Consider the following 23,507-nt stretch of genomic DNA (forward strand, 5'->3'; position numbering starts at 1 on the left):
GACGTGTCAGTCAGGTGATCACCATCGACCTCATCGTAAGAATAAACGCCGAGAGTTAATGATCTCGGCTGATAATGTAATGAGCAAGTGTTCTGAGAGGGTCCAGTGATGAGGGTAGCCCACTGAGGGCGGCTTCAGCCTCATCAACCAGTGTGGCCGCTAGCGACCGGGCTCCGTCAAGCCCTAATAAAGCGGGATAGGTCAGCTTGTCATGAGCGATGTCGGCCCCCGTTTGCTTGCCCAGTACTTCCGGTGTACTGATGATGTCCAGGATGTCGTCCTGCACCTGGAACGCCAGACCTATTGCGCTGGCATAGTGAATCAGGGCTTGCTGAATATTGTCAGGCGCTTGTGCGGCTAAGGCGCCGAGATGAACGCTGGCTTGAATGAGTGCGCCCGTTTTATGCCGGTGGATTTGCTCTAGTGCTTGTTGTGTCCAGGCGGGATCGTTCGCTGATCGTTCTTCTAGTGATCGCGCTGTCCCCTCAAAAAACTGCCCTTCGGCAGCCAAATCCAGCATCTGACCGCCGACCATACCTTCAGGCCCGCTGCTTTGTGCAAGCACTCTCACCATGGCCAGCCCATTATGTTGATCCGGGTGGGCCAGCAGTTCAAACGCGAGGCTTTGTAGCCCATCTCCAGCCAAAATAGCGGTGGCTTCATCAAATGCCATGTGGCAGGTCGGTTGACCACGGCGTAAGGCATCATCATCCATGGCGGGCAAATCGTCATGAATCAATGAGTAAGCGTGAATCAATTCGACGGCCATTGCGGGGCGATCGCAGTCATCTAGAGAGGCCCCTAGTCCGGTCCCGGTCAAATAGACCAATAAGGGACGTAGCCGCTTCCCTCCAAGTAGTACGCTATAGCGCATCGCCTCCCATAACCGAGGGCTTAGCTTATCAGTACTGGATAGCCATTGGCTTAGACGCGCATCAATGCGATCACGACATAAAGACTGCATGGTGGTCAACGTGGAGACCTCACTCATGAGGTTGCTCCATCTGAATCGGTGCTTGTCGTCTCTGTGTCGTGTGACGAAGTTGTTGAGTCTTGTAGGTGACGGACACGAAGTTGGGCTTGTTCGAGTTGCTGTTGGCATTGACGCGTGAGTTGTACGCCTTGTTCAAAGGCTGATAACGAATCTTCCAAGGTGAGCTGGCCGGACTCTAATTGAGTGACCAGCGTTTCCAGTTGTGCCAACTGTTGCTCAAACGGCGTCGAGGTCTGATGACGTTCAGTATGCTGAGTCCCAAAGCCCTGTGAAGTGACGGCGTGGGACTCGGGGTTGGGATCTTGCATAGCACCCTCTTACATTAGGCATTTGGCGGTGTTGCTGGCAGCACAGTATTGACCGTCTGTTGCGTGAGACCAGTTTTTTCGGTCGGTCGCTTGAGGCCCGCTGTTGACGATCAGTCTTTGACCATACGTTGCGGATCTCAAGCGAATCACAAACTGTGGCCATAAACCCCTGCGCTGATCCTGTCTCGAAAACGGTTATCTTGAAAACGGTTATCTTGAAAACGGTTATCTTGAAAACAAGGCGTTGGCTGCACTTTGATGTTGCGTTTTGATGTGCCGTCCCGGTTATAGGCTGCATGATAGCTTGAAAGCAGTGTGGACGCATCTGCATCAAATAAGATCCTATCTTGTCATGTGGTTATTCACCAAGTTGGTCTATGGTTTTATAGGTGGAATATGCTAAATCACCCCTTAATGCACTATGATGCAGAGCACAAAATAGCATTGTGTTGTAGGGCTTGAATCCTGCTCAATCGATAGAGGTATTATGGATATAGCGACGCTAGTCGGCCTATTGGGCGCGATGGGGATAATTTTCGCCGCGATTCTTATCGGTGGATCAGCGGGGATGTTTGTGAATCCTCCTTCACTATTGATCGTGATCGGTGGGACGCTTTTTGTGGTCATGGCTAAGTTCAGCATGGGGCAGTTTTTAGGGGCTGTGAAAGTGGCCTCGCGAGCCTTTCGTTTTAAGTTGCCTTCGGTTGAATCCACCATCTCTGAACTTGTTGATGTCGCCCAGATTGCTCGAAAAGGCGGGTTGCTTGGGTTGGAGGATCGAGAATTCAGTACTGACTTTATGAAAAAAGGCATCCAGTTGTTGGTCGATGGCCAAGAGCGTGATGTCGTTCGAAGCTTGTTGCAAAAGGATCGCTCGCTGACTTTGGAAGAAAACCAGTGGGGGGCCAAAGTGTTCACTGCGATGGCGGATGTAGCGCCGGCCATGGGGATGATTGGGACTTTGATCGGTTTGGTTCAGATGCTGGCCAATATGGAAGATCCTAAGTCGATTGGGCCTGCCATGGCGGTAGCGCTGCTGACAACGTTATATGGTGCCATGCTGGCGAATATGGTGTTTATGCCCATTGCCGATAAATTGGCACTGCGGATGACTGAAGAATCTCGTTTACAAGCGCTGACGATTGATGCCTTGCTGGCCATCCAATCGGGACAGAATCCTCGTATGACAGAAGAAATGTTGCGTAGTTACCTACCCGTCGCTAAACGTGACCAAGCACTGGATGATGGGGCCGCGAGTGGTGCAGGAGAAGAGGGCTGATCATGGATAATGACGACGACGATCTGCCCAAAGAGGAACCGAGTGCGGGGCAGCCCGCTTGGATCATGACCTTTGCTGATTTGATGTCGCTCTTGATGTGCTTCTTTGTGCTGCTGCTTTCATTCTCTGAGATTGATGCCCAGAAATTCAAAAGATTAGCAGGGGAACTCTCCAAAGCGTTTGGTGTGCAGCGCGAGATGCAGGCGAATGATATTCCGATGGGGACAAGCCCTGTCTTTGATCAGTTCAGTCCAGGGCGTCCTGATCCGACAGTCGAAGAGGCTATGCGTCAGCAAACCAGTGAAGTGCGTCCTGAGTTAGCGGCGCAAACGGATAATGCCCAAACGGAATCGGATGCCCAAGACATTCGGCAAGCCTTTGCCAGTGAGATACAAGCGGGGCAAATTCAAATGGAAACGGCCCCCAAACGCATTATTTTACGCATTGAAGAAGAGGGCTCTTTTCCTTCGGGGTCCGCTGATTTGACGTACCGATTGGTTGATATGCTGGATGAGATGCGTGAAGTCTTGGCTGATGTCCCAGGGACGATTACCGTTGAAGGTCACACGGACAACATTCCTATTCGGACTCAACGTTATCGTTCTAACTGGGATCTTTCTGCCGCTCGAGCGGCTAGTGTGGTCGGTGAGCTGGCGCGTGATGGTTTAATTGAGCCCCAGCGTTTGAAAGTGGTGGGATTTGCCGATACTCACCCGCGGGTGGATAACGATACACCTGATCAGCGCGCGATGAATCGGCGTATTGAGATTGTGATCAATCAAGATGAATCCGTGTCTAGTGATGCCGCTATGCAGCCGCTGGAGCAGTTAGCGCCACAATATGACAGCCTTCAGATTGAGCAGCCAGGCCCCACCGCGACGCCTCAGTAATCTGGCTTGATACATGATAGGTATGAGCTTAGCGTATATGATTTGCCCCGATCAGGTGCAAAGCGTGCTAACATACGTCCCCTGTTACGACCTGCCATTGATACGATCAGCCTCGTTTCCCAAAGCGGGGCCCCGATTGCAGTCGATGCCGCACAGGCGGCCTTCATGTGTTTGAGACCGCCGGTCTTCTGCAGGCGTTGCAGATACGACACACTCGACTAATCCGTTCCGCCTCGCTAGAGGATGTCTTTTCGATGGCCAAAACCTCTCTCGATAAAAGTAAGATCAAGATTCTATTGCTGGAAGGTGTACACCAGTCTGCTGTAGATGGCTTTAAGGCTCACGGTTACACCAATATTGAATATCACCCCAAATCACTGTCTGAAGCTGATTTGCTGGAAGCGATTAGCGACGCTCACTTTGTGGGCTTACGTTCTCGCACCCAACTCACTGAGAAAGTGTTTGCTGCGGCGCATAAGCTCGTGGCCGTGGGGTGTTTTTGTATCGGCACTAACCAAGTTGATCTCGATGCAGCCCTCTCCCGAGGGATCCCGGTATTTAATGCGCCTTACTCCAATACTCGTTCAGTCGCTGAACTGGTATTGGCTGAAACCATTATGCTGATGCGTGGGATTCCCCATAAGAACAGTCGCTGTCATGTGGGTGGCTGGGCAAAATCAGCGAAAAATAGTTATGAAGTCCGGGGCAAAAAACTGGGCATCATCGGCTATGGCAGCATTGGTTCCCAGCTGTCCGTTCTGGCTGAGTCTCTGGGCATGGAGGTCATGTATTATGATGTCGTGACCAAACTGGCGATGGGCAATGCGCATCAGGTTGACTCTCTGGACGAGCTGCTTTCTCAGGCCGATGTCGTTTCACTGCATGTCCCTGAGTTGCCGACGACCAAGTGGATGATCACCAAAGATGAGCTGAGCAAAATGAAGCCCGGCGCTCACCTGATCAATGCTTCTCGAGGCACTGTTGTTGTGATCGAGGATTTGGCTGAAGCGCTTAAATCCGGTCATCTCGGTGGTGCGGCGATTGATGTTTTCCCGAAAGAACCGCGGGGTAATGACGACGAATTTGTCACGCCGCTGCGAGGCTTGGACAATGTCATCCTGACGCCACACATTGGTGGCTCTACGATGGAAGCTCAGGAAAATATCGGTAAGGAAGTGTCCGAGAAGCTGATTCGTTATAGCGATAATGGCACGACAACCTTTGCTGTGAACTTCCCTGAGGTGGCATTGCCATCACATCCGGATAAACATCGCTTGCTGCATATTCATCAAAATGTGCCAGGCGTGATGTCAGAAATTAACCGGGTGTTGAGTGAAAACGGCATTAATGTCTCTGGCCAGTATCTGCAAACCAATAAAGCCGTGGGTTATGTCGTAGTTGATGTGGATAAGGCCTACAGTCATCAAGCGCTTGAAGCGTTGAAAGAAGTTCAGGCTACGATTCGATCGCGTGTTTTGTTCTGATCATATGCACTGACTATTGATTTGCAATGACGATGTTGTTGCTAATGCCATTAAGCCGACCTCCTAAGGTCGGCTTTTTTTATCAGATTTTAGTTTTTTGATGTGACCTTGACATGACGTTGTCATTGTCTATTACATACGATCTCCAGCATGATTGAATCAAAAGCCCATGCCAGCGATGAAAGTGTCGGCAATGGGGAACAGGCGCTATTGCGCATCATCCCCGGCATAATCCGTAAAATAGCGCGAGTTTGATCGTCTGCATGGCCATTCCCCGCATGACAATTGAATGCCGTGGCAACGGTCAGTGTGAGGTGATTTGTATTGGGTAATGGTGAATTGGATAATAACGTGGCCCATAGGCCAATGTTTAAGAGGAATTGAATGAGCCTCACGCGAACTTTAATCATGGCCATGATGGGGCTGATCTTCTTCAGTGTGGTGGGGTGTGCGGGCCCAGGCGCAAAGAGCTTTGATCTCAGCGATCACTCTCGGGATGCTCTGTTGAGGAATGGCATCAGTCGTCAGTTGTCTGATTTACCTGACCCGGTCGCTCAACAAGCCACTTTATATATGCAAGGAAATCAGGCTGATCAATTACCTGCTGGTTGTCGACTGAAGTCTTTATCGGCACTCGTTAAGCAGGGCGTGCTAGGCAGTGAGCGCTTTCCATTTGTCCTTCCCTTGAGCCACCAGAACCAAAGCCCCAACGAACCTTTTGGCACCATGCGCTGGACCGTCAGCCAGACATCATCAAATCAATGCCAATGGCAAGGGACCCTCCAGTATCAAGAACATACTTGGACCCTGACCGTGGATTATGCTTGGCGCCCTCAAGCCAGTATTCTCGCTAAAACACCGGCAGCTCAAGCCAGTGTGACGGGCTCTGAGCTTGCCGCGGATACCTCGCCCAACACTCCTTCGACGTTAAATGCTTATTGATTATTAAGTGAATTAATGAGTAGTGCGCTCACTCTGTCGATCCGTTAACACACTCAAACTGTCTCAACACACTCAAGCTGCCTTTACAGAAAGGCGCTTTGCTCGCTATGCATTGTTGCCACGCCAGACGCTGCCTGTGTCTGGTGCCACCAATCGGTGAGTGCGGCATAAACCGCTGGGGCGTGAGTGTCGTCTTCATTGAGTAAATGATGGCGGATATGAGGCAAAATTTTAACGTCTGCGCCAGGTAATAAGCACTGTAAAACACTGAGGTTGTACTGCCAATCGACCGTCGTGTCATCATCGCCTTGCAGAATGAGTGGCTGCTGGCAGACCGGCCCGTGTTGCTCTATCCGATCAATCCAGCGCGCCAGCGCTTTAGGCCAGGCCAATGGCAGGTGACGGCTTTGTAGCGGGTCTTGCTCACGCACAAAGGATAGGAATGCATGATCATGGGTATTATCCCTGAACCCGCGTGGAATTTTGCGCATAAAAGGCCCCAACAGCTTTAACCAGCGCCGCGAAGCTTGCCAGCCTATTGGCCGCACCAAAGGGGCCAGCAAGGCCACTCGATCAAACGTCGAAGGCCCTTGAAGCAGGTGATCCAATGCTACGGCTGCTCCGGTACTGAAGCCACTGAGAAGCCAGGGGCGAGGTAGCTTCAATTGGGCCGCCTGTGCCAACCACCGATTCAACGCATGCTGATAATTACTGAAGTCCGAGACAGCGATCCGTGTTCCCCCTGATAGACCATGCCCAGGTAAATCCAATGCGTGATAACTCAGCCCTTGCGTGAGCGCCCAGCGCTGTAGTCGAGGGTAGAGTCCACCATGATCGTAAAGACCATGGAGATGAAACAGGCTGCCACTGGGGCGTGTTGGAATGAAGCTCTGAGCCCATAATCTCGGCTGATCGGGGGCATTGGTGTCTAGCCACCCCGCACTGACGTTGACCGGAGGGTAGTCGATTTCTGATGCCTCGCCACGGGGCGATAAATGATAAAAATCGATATAGTCCTGCCAAGGGCAATCATTGATGGGGAACCAGTTTGCCCCCCAAATATCAGGGCGGCAACGCAACATCAACGGGAAATTCGGCATAGCCACTCCATATGCACTGCACGGTATGCGGTTATCTTACTGGGATCAAACGTATGTGAGGCCCAGTTTACACGGAAAAGAGGGCTATCTTCGTCTAAAGGCTAGTGTATCAATATTAAGATTATTCGTTATCGTGAAGGGCTGTTAACTGCGATTTTGGACAATGGATGCCCACCAGTGTAGATCTGGCGCCATTCTCTGATACCGTTCTGAGGTGCCGCTCCTCAGGGGCAGGACAGATCATCGCTTAAGGATGTGACTCGCTAAAGGTTGTGTAATGCCCGTTGATAAGACTCAATGGAGCAATCGTTTTCTTCTTTAAGTTCACTTGGTTTTCAGTTCACTTGATAAAAAAAAGAGGCCAGCATGACGGATTATATTCAGGTGGGCGACTTACAGGTCGCTAAAACACTGTTTGACTTTATTACTGATGAAGCGCTGCCTGAGAGCGGTGTTTCTCAAGAGACCTTTTGGTCGGGAATGGCCTCCATCATTGCTGATCTGGCACCTAAAAATCGCCGCTTGCTGGAAAAGCGTGATCAGTTTCAAGCGCAGCTAGATGGTTGGCACCGAGACCATCCCGGCCCTGTTGAGCTTAATACGTATAAAGATTTTCTGCGTGAAATTGGCTACTTACTGCCGGAAGCGGATGACTTTCAGGTGCGTACGGCCAATGTCGACGATGAAATTGCCATTCAAGCCGGGCCCCAGTTGGTGGTCCCTGTTATGAATGCGCGTTATGCCTTGAATGCGGCTAATTCCCGTTGGGGAAGCCTCTATGATGCCCTTTACGGTACCGATGCGATTTCCGAAGCAGATGGTGCTGAAAAAACCGCTCAATTTAATCCTGTACGTGGGGCGAAAGTCATCGCCTGGGCGCGTCAATTCATGGATCAATCTGCGCCCTTGGCTGTGGGCTCTCACGCTCAGGCTAGCGGATATCTGGTGGTGGACGGACAACTAGAAGTCAGCCTCGAAGACGGCACCGTGACAGGCCTCTCTGACCCCGCTCAGTTGATGGGCTATACCGGAACAAGCGATGCGCCCACAGGTATTCTGATTGGCCATAATGGCTTGCACTTTGAGATTCAAATTGACCGTGACCATCCCATTGGCCGTACTGATGGGGCCGGCGTGAAAGATGTTTTAGTCGAAGCCGCACTGACCACCATTATGGATTGCGAAGACTCCGTCGCTGCGGTTGATGCTGATGATAAAGTGCTGACTTATCGTAACTGGTTAGGTTTGATGAAGGGCACGCTCAGCGAGTCTGTGAGCAAAGGGGATAAAACCTTTACTCGAACCATGAACCCGGACCGTGTTTATCATCATCCTCAGGGCGGCGAGTTGACCCTACACGGCCGTTCACTGATGTTCATCCGTAATGTGGGCCACTTGATGACCAATCCGGCTGTATTGGATAGTGCTGGCCATGAGATTCCCGAGGGGATCTTGGACGCCTTGGTCACCAGCTTGGCGGCTAAACATAACCTGATCGGCAATACGTCTCGCCGTAACAGCCGCAGTGGCAGTATTTATATTGTGAAGCCAAAAATGCACGGGCCAGATGAAGTGGCTTTTGCTGATGAATTGTTTGGCCGGGTTGAAGACGTCCTGGGGCTTGAACGCTACACCATGAAAATGGGGATTATGGATGAGGAGCGTCGAACCACGATCAACCTGAAAGCCTGTATTGCGCAGGCCCGTGATCGGGTGGCCTTTATCAATACCGGCTTCCTGGATCGCACCGGGGATGAAATTCATACCTCGATGGAAGCCGGCCCCGTGATCCGTAAGGGGGATATGAAAGGCGCGGCCTGGATTCAAGCCTATGAAGCCTGGAATGTGGATATTGGTTTAACTTGTGGCCTTAAAGGCCATGCTCAAATTGGTAAAGGCATGTGGGCCATGCCAGACCTTATGGCGGCGATGCTCGAGCAGAAAATTGGCCATCCCAAAGCGGGGGCCAATACGGCCTGGGTACCTTCCCCGACGGCGGCGACCTTGCATGCCACGCATTACCATCAAGTGAATGTGGCTGAAGTTCAGGAAAGTCTCAAATCCCGTGAACGTGCTAGCCTTGATGATATTCTGACGATTCCCGTCGCTCAGTCTCCCAACTGGTCTGCCGACGAGATTCAACAAGAGCTGGACAATAATGCTCAGGGTATTCTGGGCTATGTGGTGCGTTGGGTGGATCAAGGCGTGGGCTGTTCTAAAGTCCCCGATATTAACAATGTCGGCTTGATGGAAGACCGCGCAACGCTCCGTATTTCCAGCCAGCATATGGCGAACTGGTTGCATCATGGGATTTGTACTGAGGCTCAAGTCCGTGAAACTTTGGAGCGCATGGCCGCTGTCGTTGATCAGCAAAATGCGGGCGATCCTGACTATACCCCCATGGCGCCGAACTTTTCTGACTCCATTGCCTTCCAGGCCGCGCTGGATCTGGTACTGAAAGGCCGCGAACAGCCGAATGGTTATACCGAACCGGTCTTGCATCGTCGTCGTTTGGAGCTTAAAGCTCAGCGCCGTTAAACGCCGGGGTTATTAAACCCTTAGGTAATGTATCCATCTTGGCAGAAAGCGTGCAAGCGTGTAGGCTTGCGCGCTTTCCCCTTATAGGGTGTAAGGGATTTTGCTGGCGCATGTTGAATGCGCATCATACAGAGGACTCACCATGAGCTTACCTGCTTGCCCCGCCTGTGGTTCAGAATATACCTATGAAGATGGCATCCAGTATGTCTGCCCGGAATGTGCCCATGAGTGGAATGGCGATGCCCCGGCTGAGGACGATGATGGCTTAGTGGTGAAAGACGCGCATGGCAACCTATTGCAGGATGGTGACACCATTACCGTGATCAAAGATCTGAAAATCAAAGGCAGTTCATCGGTTGTGAAAGTAGGCACCAAAGTAAAAAGCATCCGACTGGTTGAGGGCGATCACAACATTGATTGCAAAATCGATGGTGTCGGGGCGATGAAACTCAAATCCGAGTTTGTCAAAAAAGCCTGATCGACCGATCAGAGATTGTGGCATGAATGACGCGCGACATAATGCATGCACGGTAGAGCATGAGATTGAGCCTGCCGCTCAAGCACTTGCGGATTTCATTCGGACCCATCCCCGCTTACTGGTCATCACCGGTGCGGGGGTCAGTACCGACAGTGGTATTCCTGATTATCGCGATCATACCGGTGCCTGGAAACGTCGTGCACCGGTCCAGCATCACGATTTTATGACCCATCTCAGCGTTCGCCAGCGTTATTGGGCGCGCGCCTTGGTGGGCTTTTCTGTCATGCAACAGGCTTGCAGTAGCCCCGTTCATCACGCGCTGGCGCGTTTGGAGCAGGCCGGTTACATCCATCAGCTGATTACTCAAAATGTTGATCAATTGCACCAGCGGGCAGGGTCGCGTCGAGTGATTGATCTGCACGGCCGCGCCGATGTCGTGTGTTGCATGAACTGTGGCCATCGTATGATGCGTTATGCCCTGCATGAACAAATGGCTGCCTGTAATCCTGATTTTGCGGCCATGACAGCCACTGTCGCGCCCGATGGTGATGCCGACTTGGAAGATGTCGACTTCTCATCATTTCAAGTGGTCAATTGTGCTCGATGCGGCGGACTCTTCAAACCCGATGTCGTCTTTTATGGTGACGTTGTCCCTGTTGCCCGTGCCCGTCAAGCGCGTGAGGCCCTCGACAACGCTGAAGCACTCCTCACTCTCGGCACATCTCTCATGGTTTACTCGGGGTATCGGTTTTGTCGACTGGCGCATGAGCGAGGCCTGCCGATTGCCTCATTGAACCTCGGCGTGACCCGTGCCGACGCACTGCTCAGTCTCAAACTTAATGCGCCTCTTGCCCCGGTATTGGACGCGGCTTTGACGCAGCTGGGTCTGTAAGCCTCTAATATCGCGTTTTTCGCCTTTTCTTCTCCTTTCTCTTTTCTCTCCAGCAGACTCATTGGGATCCTTTTCTGATCATGGTGATTTGTAGCCTATTCCGATTTGCTGGGATTTTCTGGTCTTAAAGGTCTGATTGAGCGTTGTGGTGGATACCACCAAAGTATAGCGATTCTAGGCTTTCTCTTTGATAACCATACTACCATACTAGTCGGGTCAGTCAGGCCAGCCGTTGGTCATGTAAAGGGAAATCTCTTTGTTATGAATATGCCACTACAAACGCTATGGGAAGAAACCTCACCCAGTGACCCTGTCCGTCAGCGCCTCTATTTGGTGTTGCGCCAATCGATAGTGCAAGGCGTTCTGGTGCCGGGTCAGGCCCTTTCTGAAAAAGAAGTGGCCGACAGCTTTTCAGTGAGTCGCCAACCCGTGCGTGAAGCGTTTATCCGGCTCTCTGAGGCGGGCTTAGTCGAGGTTCGCCCCCAGCGGGGGACCTACGTGGTCAAAATTTCTCAAAAAGCCGTGCTCGAAGCGCGGTTTGTCCGAGAGGCTGTAGAGGTGGCGATTGTTCGTCAGGCGGCCAGCAAAGGGTTATCCCATGCCCTCCTCGATGAATTACATCAACTGATTGACGGCCAGCGTCAGTGTATTGAGCCGCATGACTATCAACGTTTTTATCGGCTGGATGAAGCCTTTCACCGCACATTGGCTCAAGGCGTCGAGCAGCATGCCGCATGGAAGGTCATCGAAGACGTTCGTACCCAGATGGACCGGGTACGCTATCTGAGTGTGCCTGATGCAACGCCGATTGCACGGCTCATTGAGCAGCACAACAGCATCGTCTCTGCGATTGAAGCGCGCAATGTCGCCACGGCAGAACAAGCCATGCGGCGTCACTTGTGTGAAATCTTTATCTCCTTACCGGATTTGGTACAGCGCTTTCCTGAGATGTTTGAAGCAATGGAAACGACATCACTCATCGAAGAGGCTAATCAATGAAGATAGCGCACGCATATACCATTGTGACCTCGCCAGGGCGTAACTTTGTGACTCTGAAAATCGTCACCGATCAAGGCACCTATGGCATTGGTGATGCGACACTGAACGGCCGAGAAATGGCGGTGGTGGCGTATCTTGATGAGCATGTTATTCCCGCCTTGATTGGGCGTGACCCACAACGTATCGAGGATATTTGGCACTATTTGTATCGGGGTGCTTACTGGCGTCGCGGACCTGTCACCATGAGTGCCATTGCGGCGGTGGATATGGCCCTTTGGGATATCAAGGCCAAACTGGCAGGGATGCCGCTTTATCAGCTATTGGGCGGGAAAAGTCGCGAGCGGGTCATGGTCTATGGCCATGCGACCGGTCGTGATATTGAAGCTTGTTTGGACGAAGTGTCACGCCACGTCGAACAGGGCTATAAGGCGGTCCGGGTACAGGCTGGCGTACCGGGTATCGAGAGTATCTATGGCGTGGCTAAGCAGGCAGGTGAACCTTATGAGCCGGCCGATGCGGACCTGCCCGCGGAGCATGTCTGGAGCACCCATAAGTACCTGAACCATATTCCTAATTTGTTTGCTGCTGTGCGTGAGCGCTTCGGCGATGATCTGCATATTCTGCACGATGTCCACCATCGTCTGACCCCGATAGAAGCGGCTCGGCTTGGCAAGGCCTTGGAGCCTTATCACCTGTTTTGGCTCGAAGATTGTGTTCCAGCAGAGCATCAGGAAAGCTTCGGCTTGGTGCGTCAGCACACCACCACCCCCCTGGCTGTGGGCGAAGTGTTCAACAGCTTGTTTGATGCCAAGGTGCTGATCGAAAACCAGTGGATTGACTACATTCGTGCCACTTTGACCCACGCCGGTGGCATTACTCACGTGCGTCGTTTGGCTGACTTGGCAGGCCTCTACCAGGTTCGTACGGGGTTTCATGGGCCGACTGATCTGTCACCCGTTTGCCTGGGGGCGGCCATCCATTTTGATACGTGGGTGCCGAACTTTGGCATTCAGGAATACATGCCCCACAACGCACAAACCAATGCAATTTTCCCTCATGACTATCGCCTGGAAGAGGGTGACTTCATTGCTGGCGAGCAGCCGGGACACGGCGTCGATATTGACGAAACACTGGCCGCATCTTTCCCCTACAAACGGGCCAGTTTGCCGGTCAACCGGCTGGAAGATGGCACGCTATGGCATTGGTAAATGAAATGGAGAGCAAATCATGCAGGCATTTGAAGTCAAGGCACCTCATGACTACCACCTCGTCAATATGGATCCCTCTGAGCCAGGGGACGGTGAGGTGTGTGTTCGCGTCGCTTTTGCCGGTATCTGTGGGTCGGACATGCACATCATCCATGGGGACAATGCCTTCGTGCAATTCCCGCGTATCACGGGCCATGAGTTCGCCGGTACTGTCGAGCGCCTTGGTCCAGGGGTGAGTGGTGTCGAGGTTGGCAGTCGGGTGTGCGTTGATCCAGTGATCAGCTGTGGCCAGTGTTACCCGTGTCGTATCGGTCGACCTAACGTTTGTAGCGCACTTGAGGTGATCGGTGTGCATCGTAATGGTGGGTTTGGGGGTAGTGTCGTTGTGCCTGCTGACAATATCCATCGGCTACCCGACCACATTGGTCTTGATGCGGCTGCGTTAGTGGAACCTTACACCATTGCGGCCAATGTATTGGACCGCATGCAACCCCACCCGGGGGATGCGTTGCTGATTCTGGGTGCGGGCGTGATTGGCTTGACCTTACTGCAGATGGCGCGAGCGATGGGCCTGGACACGATCATTGTGACCGATGTGATCGACGAGCGTTTGGCGGTGGCCCGTGAGCTGGGCGCCACGCACGTCTTAAACGGTACCCATGACGATGTCGAATCCCGCATTCTCGCCCTGACGCATGGCGAGGGCGTCCCTCTCATTGCCGATGCGGCCTGTGTGCCCGCCTTGCTGCCGCAGATGTTACGCCTGGCCTCTCCCGCTGGGCGTATTGGACTCCTGGGGTTCAGTGCGACGCCGAGTGAGTTGGTTCAGCTCGAGGTGATCAAAAAAGAACTGACATTGGTCGGCTCACGCCTCAACAACCGCAAGTTTCCAGAAGTGCTGGCCCTGATACGTGATGGGCAACTTGATCCGCTGGCACTGGTGAGCCATCGACTGCCATTAAGAGAGATGCCTGATGCCATCGAATTACTGGAGCGTCACCCCGAAAGTACACGCAAGGTACTGATCGATATCGGTGCCTGACGTCGTACCTCTCCCATGCACGACCGCACGGTTGCGGTAACCCATAACAAATAACAGTCACTGTGCAGGAGTTATATGATGTTCAAGACATTGATCACCCGAGTCATTTTGGGCGTCGCTTTGATCAGCAGCACTCCGCTGATGGCCGCCGACTTTACGCTGCGATTTGGGCATTTAGCGAACGAGGACAATATCTGGCACAAAGCCGCTGAGAAGTTCAAAGAGAACGTCGAGGCCCAGTCCAATGGCCGGATTGAAGTGCGTCTATTCCCCAATGAGCAGCTTGGTAGCGAAATGGAGGTCATTAATAGCATTCAGTTGGGCACGGCAGACATGACCATCACCGGCGAAAGCTTGCAAAATTGGGCGCCCAAAGCCGCGATGATGGCCGTGCCCTATGCGTTTCGTGATTCGGCGCAGCTCCATGCGGCGGTTAATGGTGATATCGGCGCTCAGATTGAGGCACAGATTATTGAGCGTGCCAACCTGGTACCGCTGGCATGGTTCGAGCGTGGCCCCCGCGAGCTGACCTCGAACCGGCCTATTCGAATCCCGGACGATCTCAATGGCCTGCGTTTACGGGTGCCCAATGTGCCTCTCTTCGTTGATACCTGGGAAGCCCTCGGTGCGCGTCCCACGCCCATGGCGTTCAGTGAAGTGTTTACCGCGTTGCAGCAGAACACAATTGAAGGTCAGGAGAATCCGTTGAGCCTGATCGAGAGCGCTAGCTTCAACGAGGTGCAGCAATACGTCAATATGACCGGCCACGTCCGGAGCTGGATCTATGTGGTGATCGGCCGTTCGAAGTTAGACAGTATGCCCGATGACCTACAGCGGGTGGTCCGTGATGCCGCTCAAGAGATGCAGCGCTATGAGGCGACATTATTCGATGAGGATCAGGCGCGACTAGTGCAGTCGCTTAAGCGTCGAGGCATGACGTTCATCGAGCCTGATATCGAGGCCTTTGCGGAAGCTGTTCGTCCCGCCGTGCTCGAAGCGCTTGATGATGATCAGCGCGAACTGTTCGAAGCAATTCAAGACCTTTAATCACTGCGGTTGTCAGGGATGTGTCGATCGTACACGTCCCTTCACACTTTGTTAGAGGGTTTCCTATGTGCTCGGATCACAAGGCACTCGAACATGCCGCGTTGGAAGATCTCGAGGCGATGGCCTCGCTTCCTCGGCTACAAGGGCCGCTGGGACGACTGTTTGACTGGCTCGACAAAGCGTTGGTGGGGATGGCGACATTGACGTTGCTGGTGCTTGCCGCGACCGTATTGCTGCAAGTGGTGGCACGACTGTTGCTGCCCTTTCCCGTCTCCTGGACCGAAGAATTTTCCCGTTATTTGTTCATTTACATGGTCGCACTTTCGGCGGGCAGTGTGTTACGTCGTCACCGCAATGTCAGTGTCGAACTGTTTCATCACTTGCTGAAACCTCGTGCAAAAGCGTTTATTCAAGCTTGCCTCTATGTGTTGATCGGTCTCTTTGCCTCTCTCGTGACGCCCTACGCTTGGCAGTACGCTCAGAATGGCGTCTGGCAGACATCACCGACATTGGATGTGCCGATGATGTATGTCTTCTTTTCCACCGTGGTCACTTTTGGCTTATTGCTGTTATACAGCGCGCTAGGTTTGATTGAGAGCCTGATCGCGTTCTGTATCCCAGTTGATGCTTGTGCCGAACGGGAGGTCTGACATGAGCGTCATTATCCTGTTTAGCCTCTTTCTGATGTTGCTGTTGGTGGGCATGCCCATTGCCTTTTCATTGGGGATTGCCTCCTTGTCCTATGTGTTATTGGAAGGCATTTCGTTGACCATCATTCCTCAGCGCATGTTCGCGGGTATCGACTCCTTTGTGCTCCTCTGTATTCCAGGTTTCGTTCTCGCCGGGAATTTGATGAACGTGGGCAATATCACCGAATATATCGTGCGCTTTTCCAATGCCTTGTTGGGGCATATCCGTGGGGGCTTGGGGCTGGCTAACGTCGGTGGGTCGATGATTTTCGGGGGGATCTCGGGCACGGCTGTGGCGGATTCGGCCAGTATCGGTTCTGTGATGATTCCCGGTATGGCGCGTTCAGGCTATGACAAACCCTTTGCGGCCGCTGTGACTGCCGCCTCGTCGACAGTCGGGCCGATCATCCCGCCCAGTGTACCGATGATCATTGCGGGTTCTCTGAGCGGTATTTCAGTCGGCCGGATGTTCCTGGCTGGCGCGCTACCTGGGTTACTGATGGGAGGGGCGATGATGGCCACCGTCTACATCCTGGCGGTCAGGCGAGGCTACCCGAAGGAGCAGCGAGTGCCGTTGCGTCAGTTATTGAGCGAAGCCAGGACCGCATTCTGGGCTCTGCTCATGACGGCGATCATTCTTTACGGGATCATCGGCGGCTTCTTTACCCCAACCGAAGCATCGATCGTGGCCTGTCTTTATGCGCTGGTCGTGGGGATGTTTGTCTATAAAGGGCTGACGATTCGCAAGTTGCCCGGCATTTTGTCTGACACTGTGCTGACCTCATCTGCGTTATTGTTGATGGTGGGGCTGGCCAATTTATTTGGTTGGATTCTCACGAGTGAACAGATTCCCCAAATGATTGCGAGCACAATCTTGTCAATCAGTGAGAATCCACTGATTGTACTGTTGATTCTAAACGCGATTCTGCTCTTCGTCGGCGCCTTTATGGAAACCATCGCGGCGTTGATTATTCTCTTTCCGGCGTTGGTGGGTGTGGCGACGGGGGTGGGGGTTGATCCGGTGCACTTTGCCGTGATTGCGGTGCTCAACCTGATGATCGGCCTGACCACGCCACCCGTGGGGGTTTGCCTGTTCGTGGTCTCCGGGATCGGCAAGTTGCCCATGCTGACCGTCGCGCGGGCGATTATGCCTTTCATCTTCTGCAACCTGACGGTCCTGCTGCTTGTGACTTTCATCCCCGCGCTTTCGCTCTGGTTGCCTAATCTGTTGATGGGAGACTAGTGCTCATGGAGATAACACGATTCAGCGCTGCGCCTACTGCCACTGATGCTGCCCCCTCAACTCATCAGGCGATTTCAGCGGATATGGGGATCGTCCATCTAGGTTTGGGGGCTTTTCATCGTGCGCATCAAGCCGTTTATCTCGAACGCTATCGCAGTCGGACTGGTGATCTGAGCTGGGGGGTGAGTGCGGCGAATCTGCGTCGTGGCGTGAGTTTAGTGGATAGGCTCAATGACGCGAAAGATCGCTATCACGTCGCCGAATACCAGAACAGCGAGACGGTGACCCTGCGTGAAGTGGGTGTTATTGAAGAGGCATTATTCACTGGGCAGGGCTCCGATCATGCATGGGGGCGTGATCTCGATATATTGCTGGCACGCCTGAGTGCGCCCAATACGCGTATAGTGACATTGACCGTCACCGAAAAGGGATACTTTCTTAACCCTTCCAGTGGTGAACTGTTACAAAACGACCCGATGATTCAAGCCGATATCAACCATCCGAGCTTCCCGCGTACCGCGCCGGGGATTTTGGTCGAAGCACTTAAGCGTCGTCGAGCTGCGGGTCTCAACGCCTTCACCGTCCTCTGCTGCGATAACATGCCGAATAATGGCCGACGTACCCGTCACGCCGTCATACAACTTGCGTGTATCCAGGATGCGGCTCTGGCTGACTGGATTGCCCATCACGTTGCCTTTCCCAGCAGCATGGTCGACCGGATTGTGCCTGCCATGACTGATCAGGATTTCGCGGCGCTCAAGCGGCTCGGCCTCGATGATCCTAATGCCGTGGTATGTGAGACTTTCTCGCAATGGGTTGTCGAAGATGACTTCCCCATGGGTCGCCCAAGTTGGGAAGTTGAAGGCGTGACGATGGTCTCGGATGTCGCACCATTTGAAACGATGAAGCTCCGTATGTTGAACGGTAGTCACTCGCTATTGGCTTACCTCGGGGCGCTGGCCGATATCGACACGGTGTTTGATGCCGTTTCGCGTGAACCGTTCAGGCGTTTGTTGAGGCGTTACATGGGCTACGAGGTGACGCCAACGCTTGTTATGCCCGATGAGGTTGATTTGAATGCTTATGCGGCGTCGCTTCTGGCTCGCTTTGCTAACGACAGTCTGCGACATCGTCTTCATCAGATTGCGATGGATGGCAGCCAAAAACTGCCTCAGCGCTGGCTACAGGTCGCCGAGGCGAACTTAGCCTCAGGGCACAGCACGGCCTGTGTGGCACTGGGCTTGGCAGGCTGGATTCGTTATACCGCCGGAACGACTCTCTCCGGGCAGATGTTTAAGGTCGATGACCCACTGAGTGAGACGTTTGCCTCGATTCATCAGGCGAACAAAGACGATGGTGCGCTCATCGACGCTTTTTTCGCGTTGGAAGCCGTTGTGCCTCGGTCGATAGCCCAACACCAGGGCTTCAAGCATCAAGTATGTGATGCCTATCGCACTTTGACCGAACACGGCATTGAGCAAGCGTTGGCAAACCTTGAATGGTAACGCCCAGTCTTTGAGAGCAAGTCTTTGAGATCAGGAGATCAATCGCATGGAACACACTTGGCGCTGGTTTGGCCCTAATGACCCGATCCAACTCAACGAAATTCGCCAGACGGGGGCAACCGGTATTGTCACTGCGCTTCACGAGATACCCAACCACCAGGTCTGGCCGGTTGAAGCGATCCAAGCGCGTAAGGCGATGTGCGAAGCCGAGGGACTCAGTTGGTCAGTGGTTGAAAGCGTGCCTGTGCCCGAAGCGGTGAAAAGAGGACTGCCAGAGCGCGACGCACTGATTGATATGTATTGCCAAACGCTCAGAAACATTGCCGCCTGCGGTATCGACACTGTTTGTTACAACTTCATGCCAGTGCTCGATTGGACGCGTACTGATCTTCACTATGAGCTACCAGACGGCGCACAGGCGTTGCGTTTCGATCAGACGGCTTTGGCCGCTTTCGACCTCTACCTGCTTGAGCGCCCAGAAGCCCCAGACGAATACACTGAGGACGAACAGATCAAAGCCAGAGAGTATCTTGACTCGCTAGATGAGCGTGGTAGAGATCAGCTCGTTGCAACCCTGCTCGCAGGGCTTCCCGGTGCCGAAGAGCACTACACCTTGGCACAGTTCCGAAAGGCCCTGAGTGGCTATGCCCACATTGAGGCTAACCGCCTTCGTGAGCATCTCGGCTATTTCCTCCGTGCGGTGATGCCTGTGGCTGAAGACGTCGGCATCCGCATGGCGATTCATCCTGACGATCCGCCGCGCCCATTGTTGGGGCTACCGCGCGTTGTCTCGACCCCGGAAGATGCTCAGTGGATCATCGATTGTGTCCCCTGCCAGGCCAATGGCATCACCTTCTGTACAGGGTCATACGGCGTGCGTGCAGATAATGACTTGGTCGCTATGGCGCGCCACTTCGGGCCGCACATCCACTTCGCTCACTTGCGCTCGACACAGCGTGATATCGAAGACTCGCGCAGCTTTTATGAAGCGCCACACTTGGCGGGTGATGCTGATATGGTCGGCGTGATACAGGCACTGATCGAAGAGGAACAGCGGCGTGAAGTTGAAGGCGGTGCACGATTACCTGTTCGCCCGGATCACGGCCACCATATCTTGGATGACACACTCCGTGCCACCGCCCCCGGCTACCCGCTCTATGGACGCCTGCGAGGATTGGCCGAACTTCGTGGTGTCGAAGTGGCGATGAGACACCTGATCAAATACCGAAACCAAAGCCACTTCCATGACTTGCTGAACCAATAAAATGACGACCGGATAGAGGCGAGAATATTCCTGAAATGCCAATGAGAGCTGTTTCAGGGGATAGAGCTGTCTCCGTTGAGAGGGAAATAGACATATCAGCCTTGTTGGATTTCACTGACCCACCCGGCTTCATCGTGGCGTCATCGCAGACCTTCACACCATCGCCTGCCAGCAGGTGCCGACAGAAAGTTCTGAGATTCATCGAAGGGTTGTGGGAGCTTGCTGGCAAGCGAAGAAATGCGTTAGCGGTTTTGAGCAAGATTTTGTGCTCATCCTGATCGAGCCCGTCGTCATCGGGGGGCGGCCTCCAAAACAATGCGGAACTTCTCCTCGCTACTCCATTTATCGGGCGAGGCTGAGTTGGATGGCAAAACGGCACCTCGTTTTCTGGCAGATTTACGCCAATTGTACAAGGTCGCGGTACTGATGCCTTCCTGGTTGGCCAACTTGGCGACTGTCCGACTGTGAGGAGGTGCCATCTTCTGGAGAGTGGCTTCTTTACGTTCCGGTGAGTAATGGGGCATGGTTGTCCTTTGAAATCATCAGGTGACAACTACGCTGACACATAGGGGGTAATAAAACTTATTAATTTTATTTGTTCGGCAATGCTGGATATCGCTGAACACCCACCTCGAACGTCGTATCGACGACTACGTGGATCTCTACGCACCGGGTGACACAGAAATATGAACACCCTCCAAATAATACTAGTCTTTAAGTTAAGTCTACTCTTTTGCTAATTCTGAGAACCAATTTTTTGCTAGCCCAGCCCCTTCAATCGCGTACCAGTTGACAGCTATTAAGTAATCTAACTCTTTGTTGGATAAAAAGTATTCCATTCCATAAGCATTTTCCATGATATTACAAAGTTGACTGCCTTCTTCTATGATGACCAACGTATTTCTATCTTTGCTTTCCTGATCAAAGAAAATATATGCAGCCCCTTTGGAGAGTTTTTTTGAGTATGAGAACTCATGCTCCTCTGTCTTTATTGACTTTGAATCTTTTCCTATCGATAAGTGTCCAGTTGTTTTAAATGGTTTGAACTTTTTTAAAACACTCTCTATGTAGTTTGATGCATCTTTCCCTGTGATAAGGTTAGATTTTGTTCCATGGGTTTCACTTGCGTTCATCAACTCTTCTGCATCACTCATATTTCACCGCCTTGTGGAAGGTACGTTATCTATAAAAATATGACCTCTTATTCTTTTTCTACTTTTCCCGGTGTTTGGTAAACAATATGAGGTTGATGAGGGCCCTCTCCAAGATCTCCATTAGTTTTGATATTGTTCAGGGAAGGAATATCCATATTAACTGATGCCCCACTTTGGGCCCTATATTCGACAGGAATACTCTTCCCGTTGATGTCTCTTCCCCATTCTGTCACTTCAAACTGATCTTTTGGTACACCTGTACGTTGAAATGCAACATCTAATGCATCATGGTGATTTGCCCCGTTCCACGCATATCCACGTCTTTTTGTGAGTCAAAACTCCAGTTTTTACCCGAAAGTGCGCTCCCACCCCACAACATTGTTTACTCAACCCCAGCGGGTCGATCCATCCTGTTGGGTTGGGGGCGTATTGGTAGAGGTTGTCGCCGCCCATGAGGCCGATGGGGTCTTGGGTGGTGAATCTGCCAATGCGGGGATCATAGTAGCGAAAGCGGTTGTAGTGAAGGCCGGTTTCGCGGTCGTGGTATTGCCCTTGAAATCTAAAGGGGTTTTGAATGTGCGTTTTGTCGCCTTGGCCGTTGTGGGCTTGGGCGAGTTGGCCCCAGGCACGGTATTGGCCGCTCCATAAGATTGACGCTTAGATGCCTCCACACAATCCTCGGAACACTAAACGATTAGGGGAGATTTAATTGCAAAATTTTAGACTCTGGATTAATACAATAGAATCCAGTTTTCAAGTTATTTCAATTCCTATTATTGTGTCATCTGCATTGAAATCAAGGTAGATACCAGGTTCTTTATAATCATCGATTAAATCTGATAGTCTTGTTTGCTTTTTGACTATCCCCGGTATTGTCTGTTTGGGGTGGTCGGGTAAAAACAAGTATGCCATTTCGTCATCGTCTTCACTGACTTTTAATTGAATAGGTTCTTGTGGCATGAGGATTTTGAATAATCATTTTTAAAAAATTATTTCGACTGAGAGAGAGATATAAAATGCATGATAATTTCTGGTAGGTTTTTACTGCCGCCATAGCCATAAAAATTAAAATCCTTTTTCTCACAAAATACCCAGTCATTTGCTCCTCGTTCAATGTCGATGCTAGTAAAGTTTTTATTACAAAGCTTAGTTTGAGTTAGAGGTATAACGATTTTCCACCCTGGATTGTCTAATGTTTCAATCTTAATTCCATGTTCATGTTCCCACTCTCCATCGCACTGTTCAGTAAACCAATTTTGTAATAGTTCAATTGATGACATAATTATGGTCTCTTGGGTATCTCATCTGAATTTGCAGATCTAACCCCCCCCCTGGGGTGCCGGATTCATGGACATGTGGAGTTTCCACTGTCTGTTTAGTGACCTTGTTGAAGTGTGATGGAGACTCTCCTCCATCATATCTCTTTTGTTCAACCCGCTTTCTGGGATCTTTAGGGTGTGTTGGTTTATCGTATTCTATGTAGTGGGTGATCTCTTTAGTGCCACCATGTCTTCGATAAACAGAATGAGGCCCACTTGCATCATCGATTGGTGTAAAACGACCTGTAATTCCATCTTTTTCAACTCGACCACCCCCACAACATTGCTTACTCAACCCCAGGGGATCAATCCAGCCTGTCGGGTTTGGGGCGTATTGGTAGAGGTTTTCACCGCCCATGAGGCCGATGGGGTCTTGGGTGGTGAATCTGCCAATACGAGGATCGTAATACCTAAACCGGTTGTAGTGAAGGCCGGTTTCGCGGTCGTGGTATTGCCCTTGAAATCTAAAGGGGTTGTGGATGTGGGCTTTTTCGCCTTGGCCGTTGTGGGCTTGGGCGAGTTGGCCCCAGGCGCGGTATTGGCCGCTCCAGACGATTCGGCCTTCAGTGTCGGTGATGTCTTGTGGGGTGCCGAGGTGGTCGGTCTGGAAGTAGTAAAGTGTGGCCGTTTGCGCTTGATAGCAGCGCAGGGGTTGCCGGTCGGTGCCGGTGGCCGCCAGGGCGGTGTGGTCGAAGCCTGCGGTCAGTTGGGCCAGGGGGATGAAGCTGTCTGGCTCGTATAAATAGGTCGCGGTATGGGTCGGCACCAAGGCGCTGGCGTCGAGGGTGTGGACCTGTTGGGCGATCGGCCGTGGAAATTTCCGCCGGGGGGTTTCAGGAATAAGGCCCGGTGGGCGGCTGCGGACCGGCTGGTGAATGTCGCCTTCGAAGCGGGTTTCGCTTTGTAGCAGGTCGCCGTCCCAGGTGAAAACGGTCAGTTCGGGCGCTTGCCCATCAATTTCGACTTGTTTCCAGACGCGGCGGCCGAGGGCGTCGTAGCCGTATTCAGCTTTGGTGTGGGCTTTTACCGAATCCCCTGCGGCTGGGGCTTGGGCGTACTGATCCTGCCCAGTAACAGTGGACACCTCAAGAATGTTATACGCTACGATGAGGTGAACCATGGCAAGATCGAT

Annotated in this window: 24 protein-coding genes and 1 pseudogene; 15 read left to right on the plus strand and 10 right to left on the minus strand. The window is 52.3% G+C overall.

Annotation, left to right across the window (positions count from 1 at the left end; all coding sequences use genetic code 11):
* Window positions 1-55: 55 nt before the first annotated feature.
* Together BFW38_RS16865 and BFW38_RS16870 are read right to left on the minus strand one after the other, a co-directional pair.
* The gene (locus tag BFW38_RS16865; RefSeq protein WP_068999978.1) at window positions 56-991 is read right to left on the minus strand and encodes a polyprenyl synthetase family protein; all 936 of its coding nucleotides are present in this window, start codon (window positions 989-991) and stop codon (window positions 56-58) included.
* A complete protein-coding gene (locus BFW38_RS16870; RefSeq protein ID WP_084004736.1) occupies window positions 988-1,302 on the minus strand; it encodes an exodeoxyribonuclease VII small subunit in 315 nt (104 codons plus the stop codon). The genes BFW38_RS16865 and BFW38_RS16870 overlap by 4 nt, the downstream gene beginning before the upstream one ends.
* Window positions 1,303-1,789: 487 nt before the next feature.
* On the opposite strand from BFW38_RS16870, the gene pomA reads away from it, so the two are divergent.
* The 4 genes from pomA to BFW38_RS16895 all read left to right on the plus strand — a co-directional run bounded on the left by pomA (window position 1,790) and on the right by BFW38_RS16895 (window position 5,897).
* Complete coding sequence (gene pomA / locus BFW38_RS16875; protein WP_068999979.1) at window positions 1,790-2,581, plus strand: flagellar motor protein PomA; 792 nt, start codon at window positions 1,790-1,792, stop codon at window positions 2,579-2,581.
* Window positions 2,582-2,583: 2 nt separating this feature from the next.
* On the plus strand, window positions 2,584-3,471 hold the full coding sequence (locus tag BFW38_RS16880) for a flagellar motor protein MotB (protein ID WP_068999980.1): 888 nt from the start codon (window positions 2,584-2,586) through the stop codon (window positions 3,469-3,471).
* Window positions 3,472-3,725: 254 nt separating this feature from the next.
* Window positions 3,726-4,955, plus strand: a complete 1,230-nt coding sequence (serA, locus tag BFW38_RS16885) for a phosphoglycerate dehydrogenase (RefSeq protein ID WP_068999981.1) — start codon at window positions 3,726-3,728, stop codon at window positions 4,953-4,955.
* A 384-nt stretch (window positions 4,956-5,339) separates the two neighbouring features.
* On the plus strand, window positions 5,340-5,897 hold the full coding sequence (locus BFW38_RS16895; protein ID WP_139116660.1) for a hypothetical protein: 558 nt from the start codon (window positions 5,340-5,342) through the stop codon (window positions 5,895-5,897).
* A gap of 83 nt (window positions 5,898-5,980) precedes the next feature.
* Here the strand turns inward: BFW38_RS16895 and BFW38_RS16900 are convergent, their stop codons facing one another.
* Window positions 5,981-6,997: an alpha/beta hydrolase gene (locus BFW38_RS16900; protein WP_068999984.1), complete on the minus strand. Its 1,017-nt coding sequence runs from the start codon at window positions 6,995-6,997 to the stop codon at window positions 5,981-5,983.
* A gap of 366 nt (window positions 6,998-7,363) precedes the next feature.
* Between BFW38_RS16900 and BFW38_RS16905 the strand changes: the two genes are divergently transcribed.
* From BFW38_RS16905 to uxuA, 11 genes are all read left to right on the plus strand, one after another.
* Window positions 7,364-9,535 (plus strand): malate synthase G, encoded by a 2,172-nt coding sequence (locus BFW38_RS16905; protein ID WP_068999985.1) that lies wholly within the window; start codon window positions 7,364-7,366, stop codon window positions 9,533-9,535.
* Between the two features lie 142 nt (window positions 9,536-9,677).
* A complete protein-coding gene (locus tag BFW38_RS16910; RefSeq protein WP_068999986.1) occupies window positions 9,678-10,013 on the plus strand; it encodes a zinc ribbon domain-containing protein YjdM in 336 nt (111 codons plus the stop codon).
* Between the two features lie 22 nt (window positions 10,014-10,035).
* On the plus strand, window positions 10,036-10,905 hold the full coding sequence (locus BFW38_RS16915; RefSeq protein WP_068999987.1) for an NAD-dependent protein deacetylase: 870 nt from the start codon (window positions 10,036-10,038) through the stop codon (window positions 10,903-10,905).
* Between the two features lie 261 nt (window positions 10,906-11,166).
* Window positions 11,167-11,904 (plus strand): GntR family transcriptional regulator, encoded by a 738-nt coding sequence (locus tag BFW38_RS16920; RefSeq protein ID WP_068999988.1) that lies wholly within the window; start codon window positions 11,167-11,169, stop codon window positions 11,902-11,904.
* Entirely contained in the window at window positions 11,901-13,112 is a 1,212-nt protein-coding gene (gene manD, locus BFW38_RS16925; RefSeq protein WP_068999989.1) for a D-mannonate dehydratase ManD, read from the plus strand. Before BFW38_RS16920 ends, manD begins: the two co-directional genes overlap by 4 nt.
* Before the next feature lie 19 nt (window positions 13,113-13,131).
* On the plus strand, window positions 13,132-14,154 hold the full coding sequence (locus BFW38_RS16930; RefSeq protein ID WP_068999990.1) for a Zn-dependent oxidoreductase: 1,023 nt from the start codon (window positions 13,132-13,134) through the stop codon (window positions 14,152-14,154).
* A 78-nt stretch (window positions 14,155-14,232) separates the two neighbouring features.
* Window positions 14,233-15,201: a TRAP transporter substrate-binding protein gene (locus BFW38_RS16935; protein ID WP_068999991.1), complete on the plus strand. Its 969-nt coding sequence runs from the start codon at window positions 14,233-14,235 to the stop codon at window positions 15,199-15,201.
* A gap of 65 nt (window positions 15,202-15,266) precedes the next feature.
* Window positions 15,267-15,851, plus strand: coding sequence for a TRAP transporter small permease (locus BFW38_RS16940; protein WP_068999992.1), 585 nt, complete (start codon window positions 15,267-15,269; stop codon window positions 15,849-15,851).
* Window position 15,852: 1 nt separating this feature from the next.
* Window positions 15,853-17,133, plus strand: a complete 1,281-nt coding sequence (locus BFW38_RS16945) for a TRAP transporter large permease (RefSeq protein WP_068999993.1) — start codon at window positions 15,853-15,855, stop codon at window positions 17,131-17,133.
* A 5-nt stretch (window positions 17,134-17,138) separates the two neighbouring features.
* On the plus strand, window positions 17,139-18,638 hold the full coding sequence (locus BFW38_RS16950; RefSeq protein ID WP_084004737.1) for a mannitol dehydrogenase family protein: 1,500 nt from the start codon (window positions 17,139-17,141) through the stop codon (window positions 18,636-18,638).
* A 46-nt stretch (window positions 18,639-18,684) separates the two neighbouring features.
* Entirely contained in the window at window positions 18,685-19,902 is a 1,218-nt protein-coding gene (gene uxuA, locus BFW38_RS16955) for a mannonate dehydratase (RefSeq protein ID WP_068999994.1), read from the plus strand.
* Between the two features lie 290 nt (window positions 19,903-20,192).
* On the opposite strand, the gene BFW38_RS18540 is transcribed toward uxuA, so the two are convergent.
* From BFW38_RS18540 to BFW38_RS16985, 7 genes and pseudogenes are all read right to left on the minus strand, one after another.
* Window positions 20,193-20,426 carry a transposase gene (locus tag BFW38_RS18540; protein ID WP_084004738.1) on the minus strand — a complete coding sequence of 78 codons (234 nt, stop codon included), beginning with the start codon at window positions 20,424-20,426 and terminating at the stop codon, window positions 20,193-20,195.
* A 201-nt stretch (window positions 20,427-20,627) separates the two neighbouring features.
* Window positions 20,628-21,056 carry a hypothetical protein gene (locus BFW38_RS16965; RefSeq protein WP_218186444.1) on the minus strand — a complete coding sequence of 143 codons (429 nt, stop codon included), beginning with the start codon at window positions 21,054-21,056 and terminating at the stop codon, window positions 20,628-20,630.
* Between the two features lie 47 nt (window positions 21,057-21,103).
* Window positions 21,104-21,340, minus strand: a pseudogene (locus tag BFW38_RS18545) (polymorphic toxin type 47 domain-containing protein); the annotation flags it as partial.
* A gap of 1 nt (window position 21,341) precedes the next feature.
* Window positions 21,342-21,707: an RHS repeat-associated core domain-containing protein gene (locus BFW38_RS17800; protein ID WP_084004740.1), complete on the minus strand. Its 366-nt coding sequence runs from the start codon at window positions 21,705-21,707 to the stop codon at window positions 21,342-21,344.
* A gap of 102 nt (window positions 21,708-21,809) precedes the next feature.
* Complete coding sequence (locus BFW38_RS16975) at window positions 21,810-22,016, minus strand: DUF2283 domain-containing protein (RefSeq protein WP_068999996.1); 207 nt, start codon at window positions 22,014-22,016, stop codon at window positions 21,810-21,812.
* A gap of 29 nt (window positions 22,017-22,045) precedes the next feature.
* Window positions 22,046-22,336 (minus strand): immunity 53 family protein, encoded by a 291-nt coding sequence (locus tag BFW38_RS16980; protein ID WP_068999997.1) that lies wholly within the window; start codon window positions 22,334-22,336, stop codon window positions 22,046-22,048.
* Window positions 22,323-23,507 (minus strand): RHS repeat-associated core domain-containing protein (locus BFW38_RS16985; protein WP_139116709.1); only part of this gene is annotated, 1,185 nt, incomplete at its 5' end. The genes BFW38_RS16980 and BFW38_RS16985, both read right to left, overlap by 14 nt.

Source organism: Terasakiispira papahanaumokuakeensis (assembly GCF_001709345.1).
In the GTDB taxonomy this organism is placed as follows: domain Bacteria; phylum Pseudomonadota; class Gammaproteobacteria; order Pseudomonadales; family Halomonadaceae; genus Terasakiispira; species Terasakiispira papahanaumokuakeensis.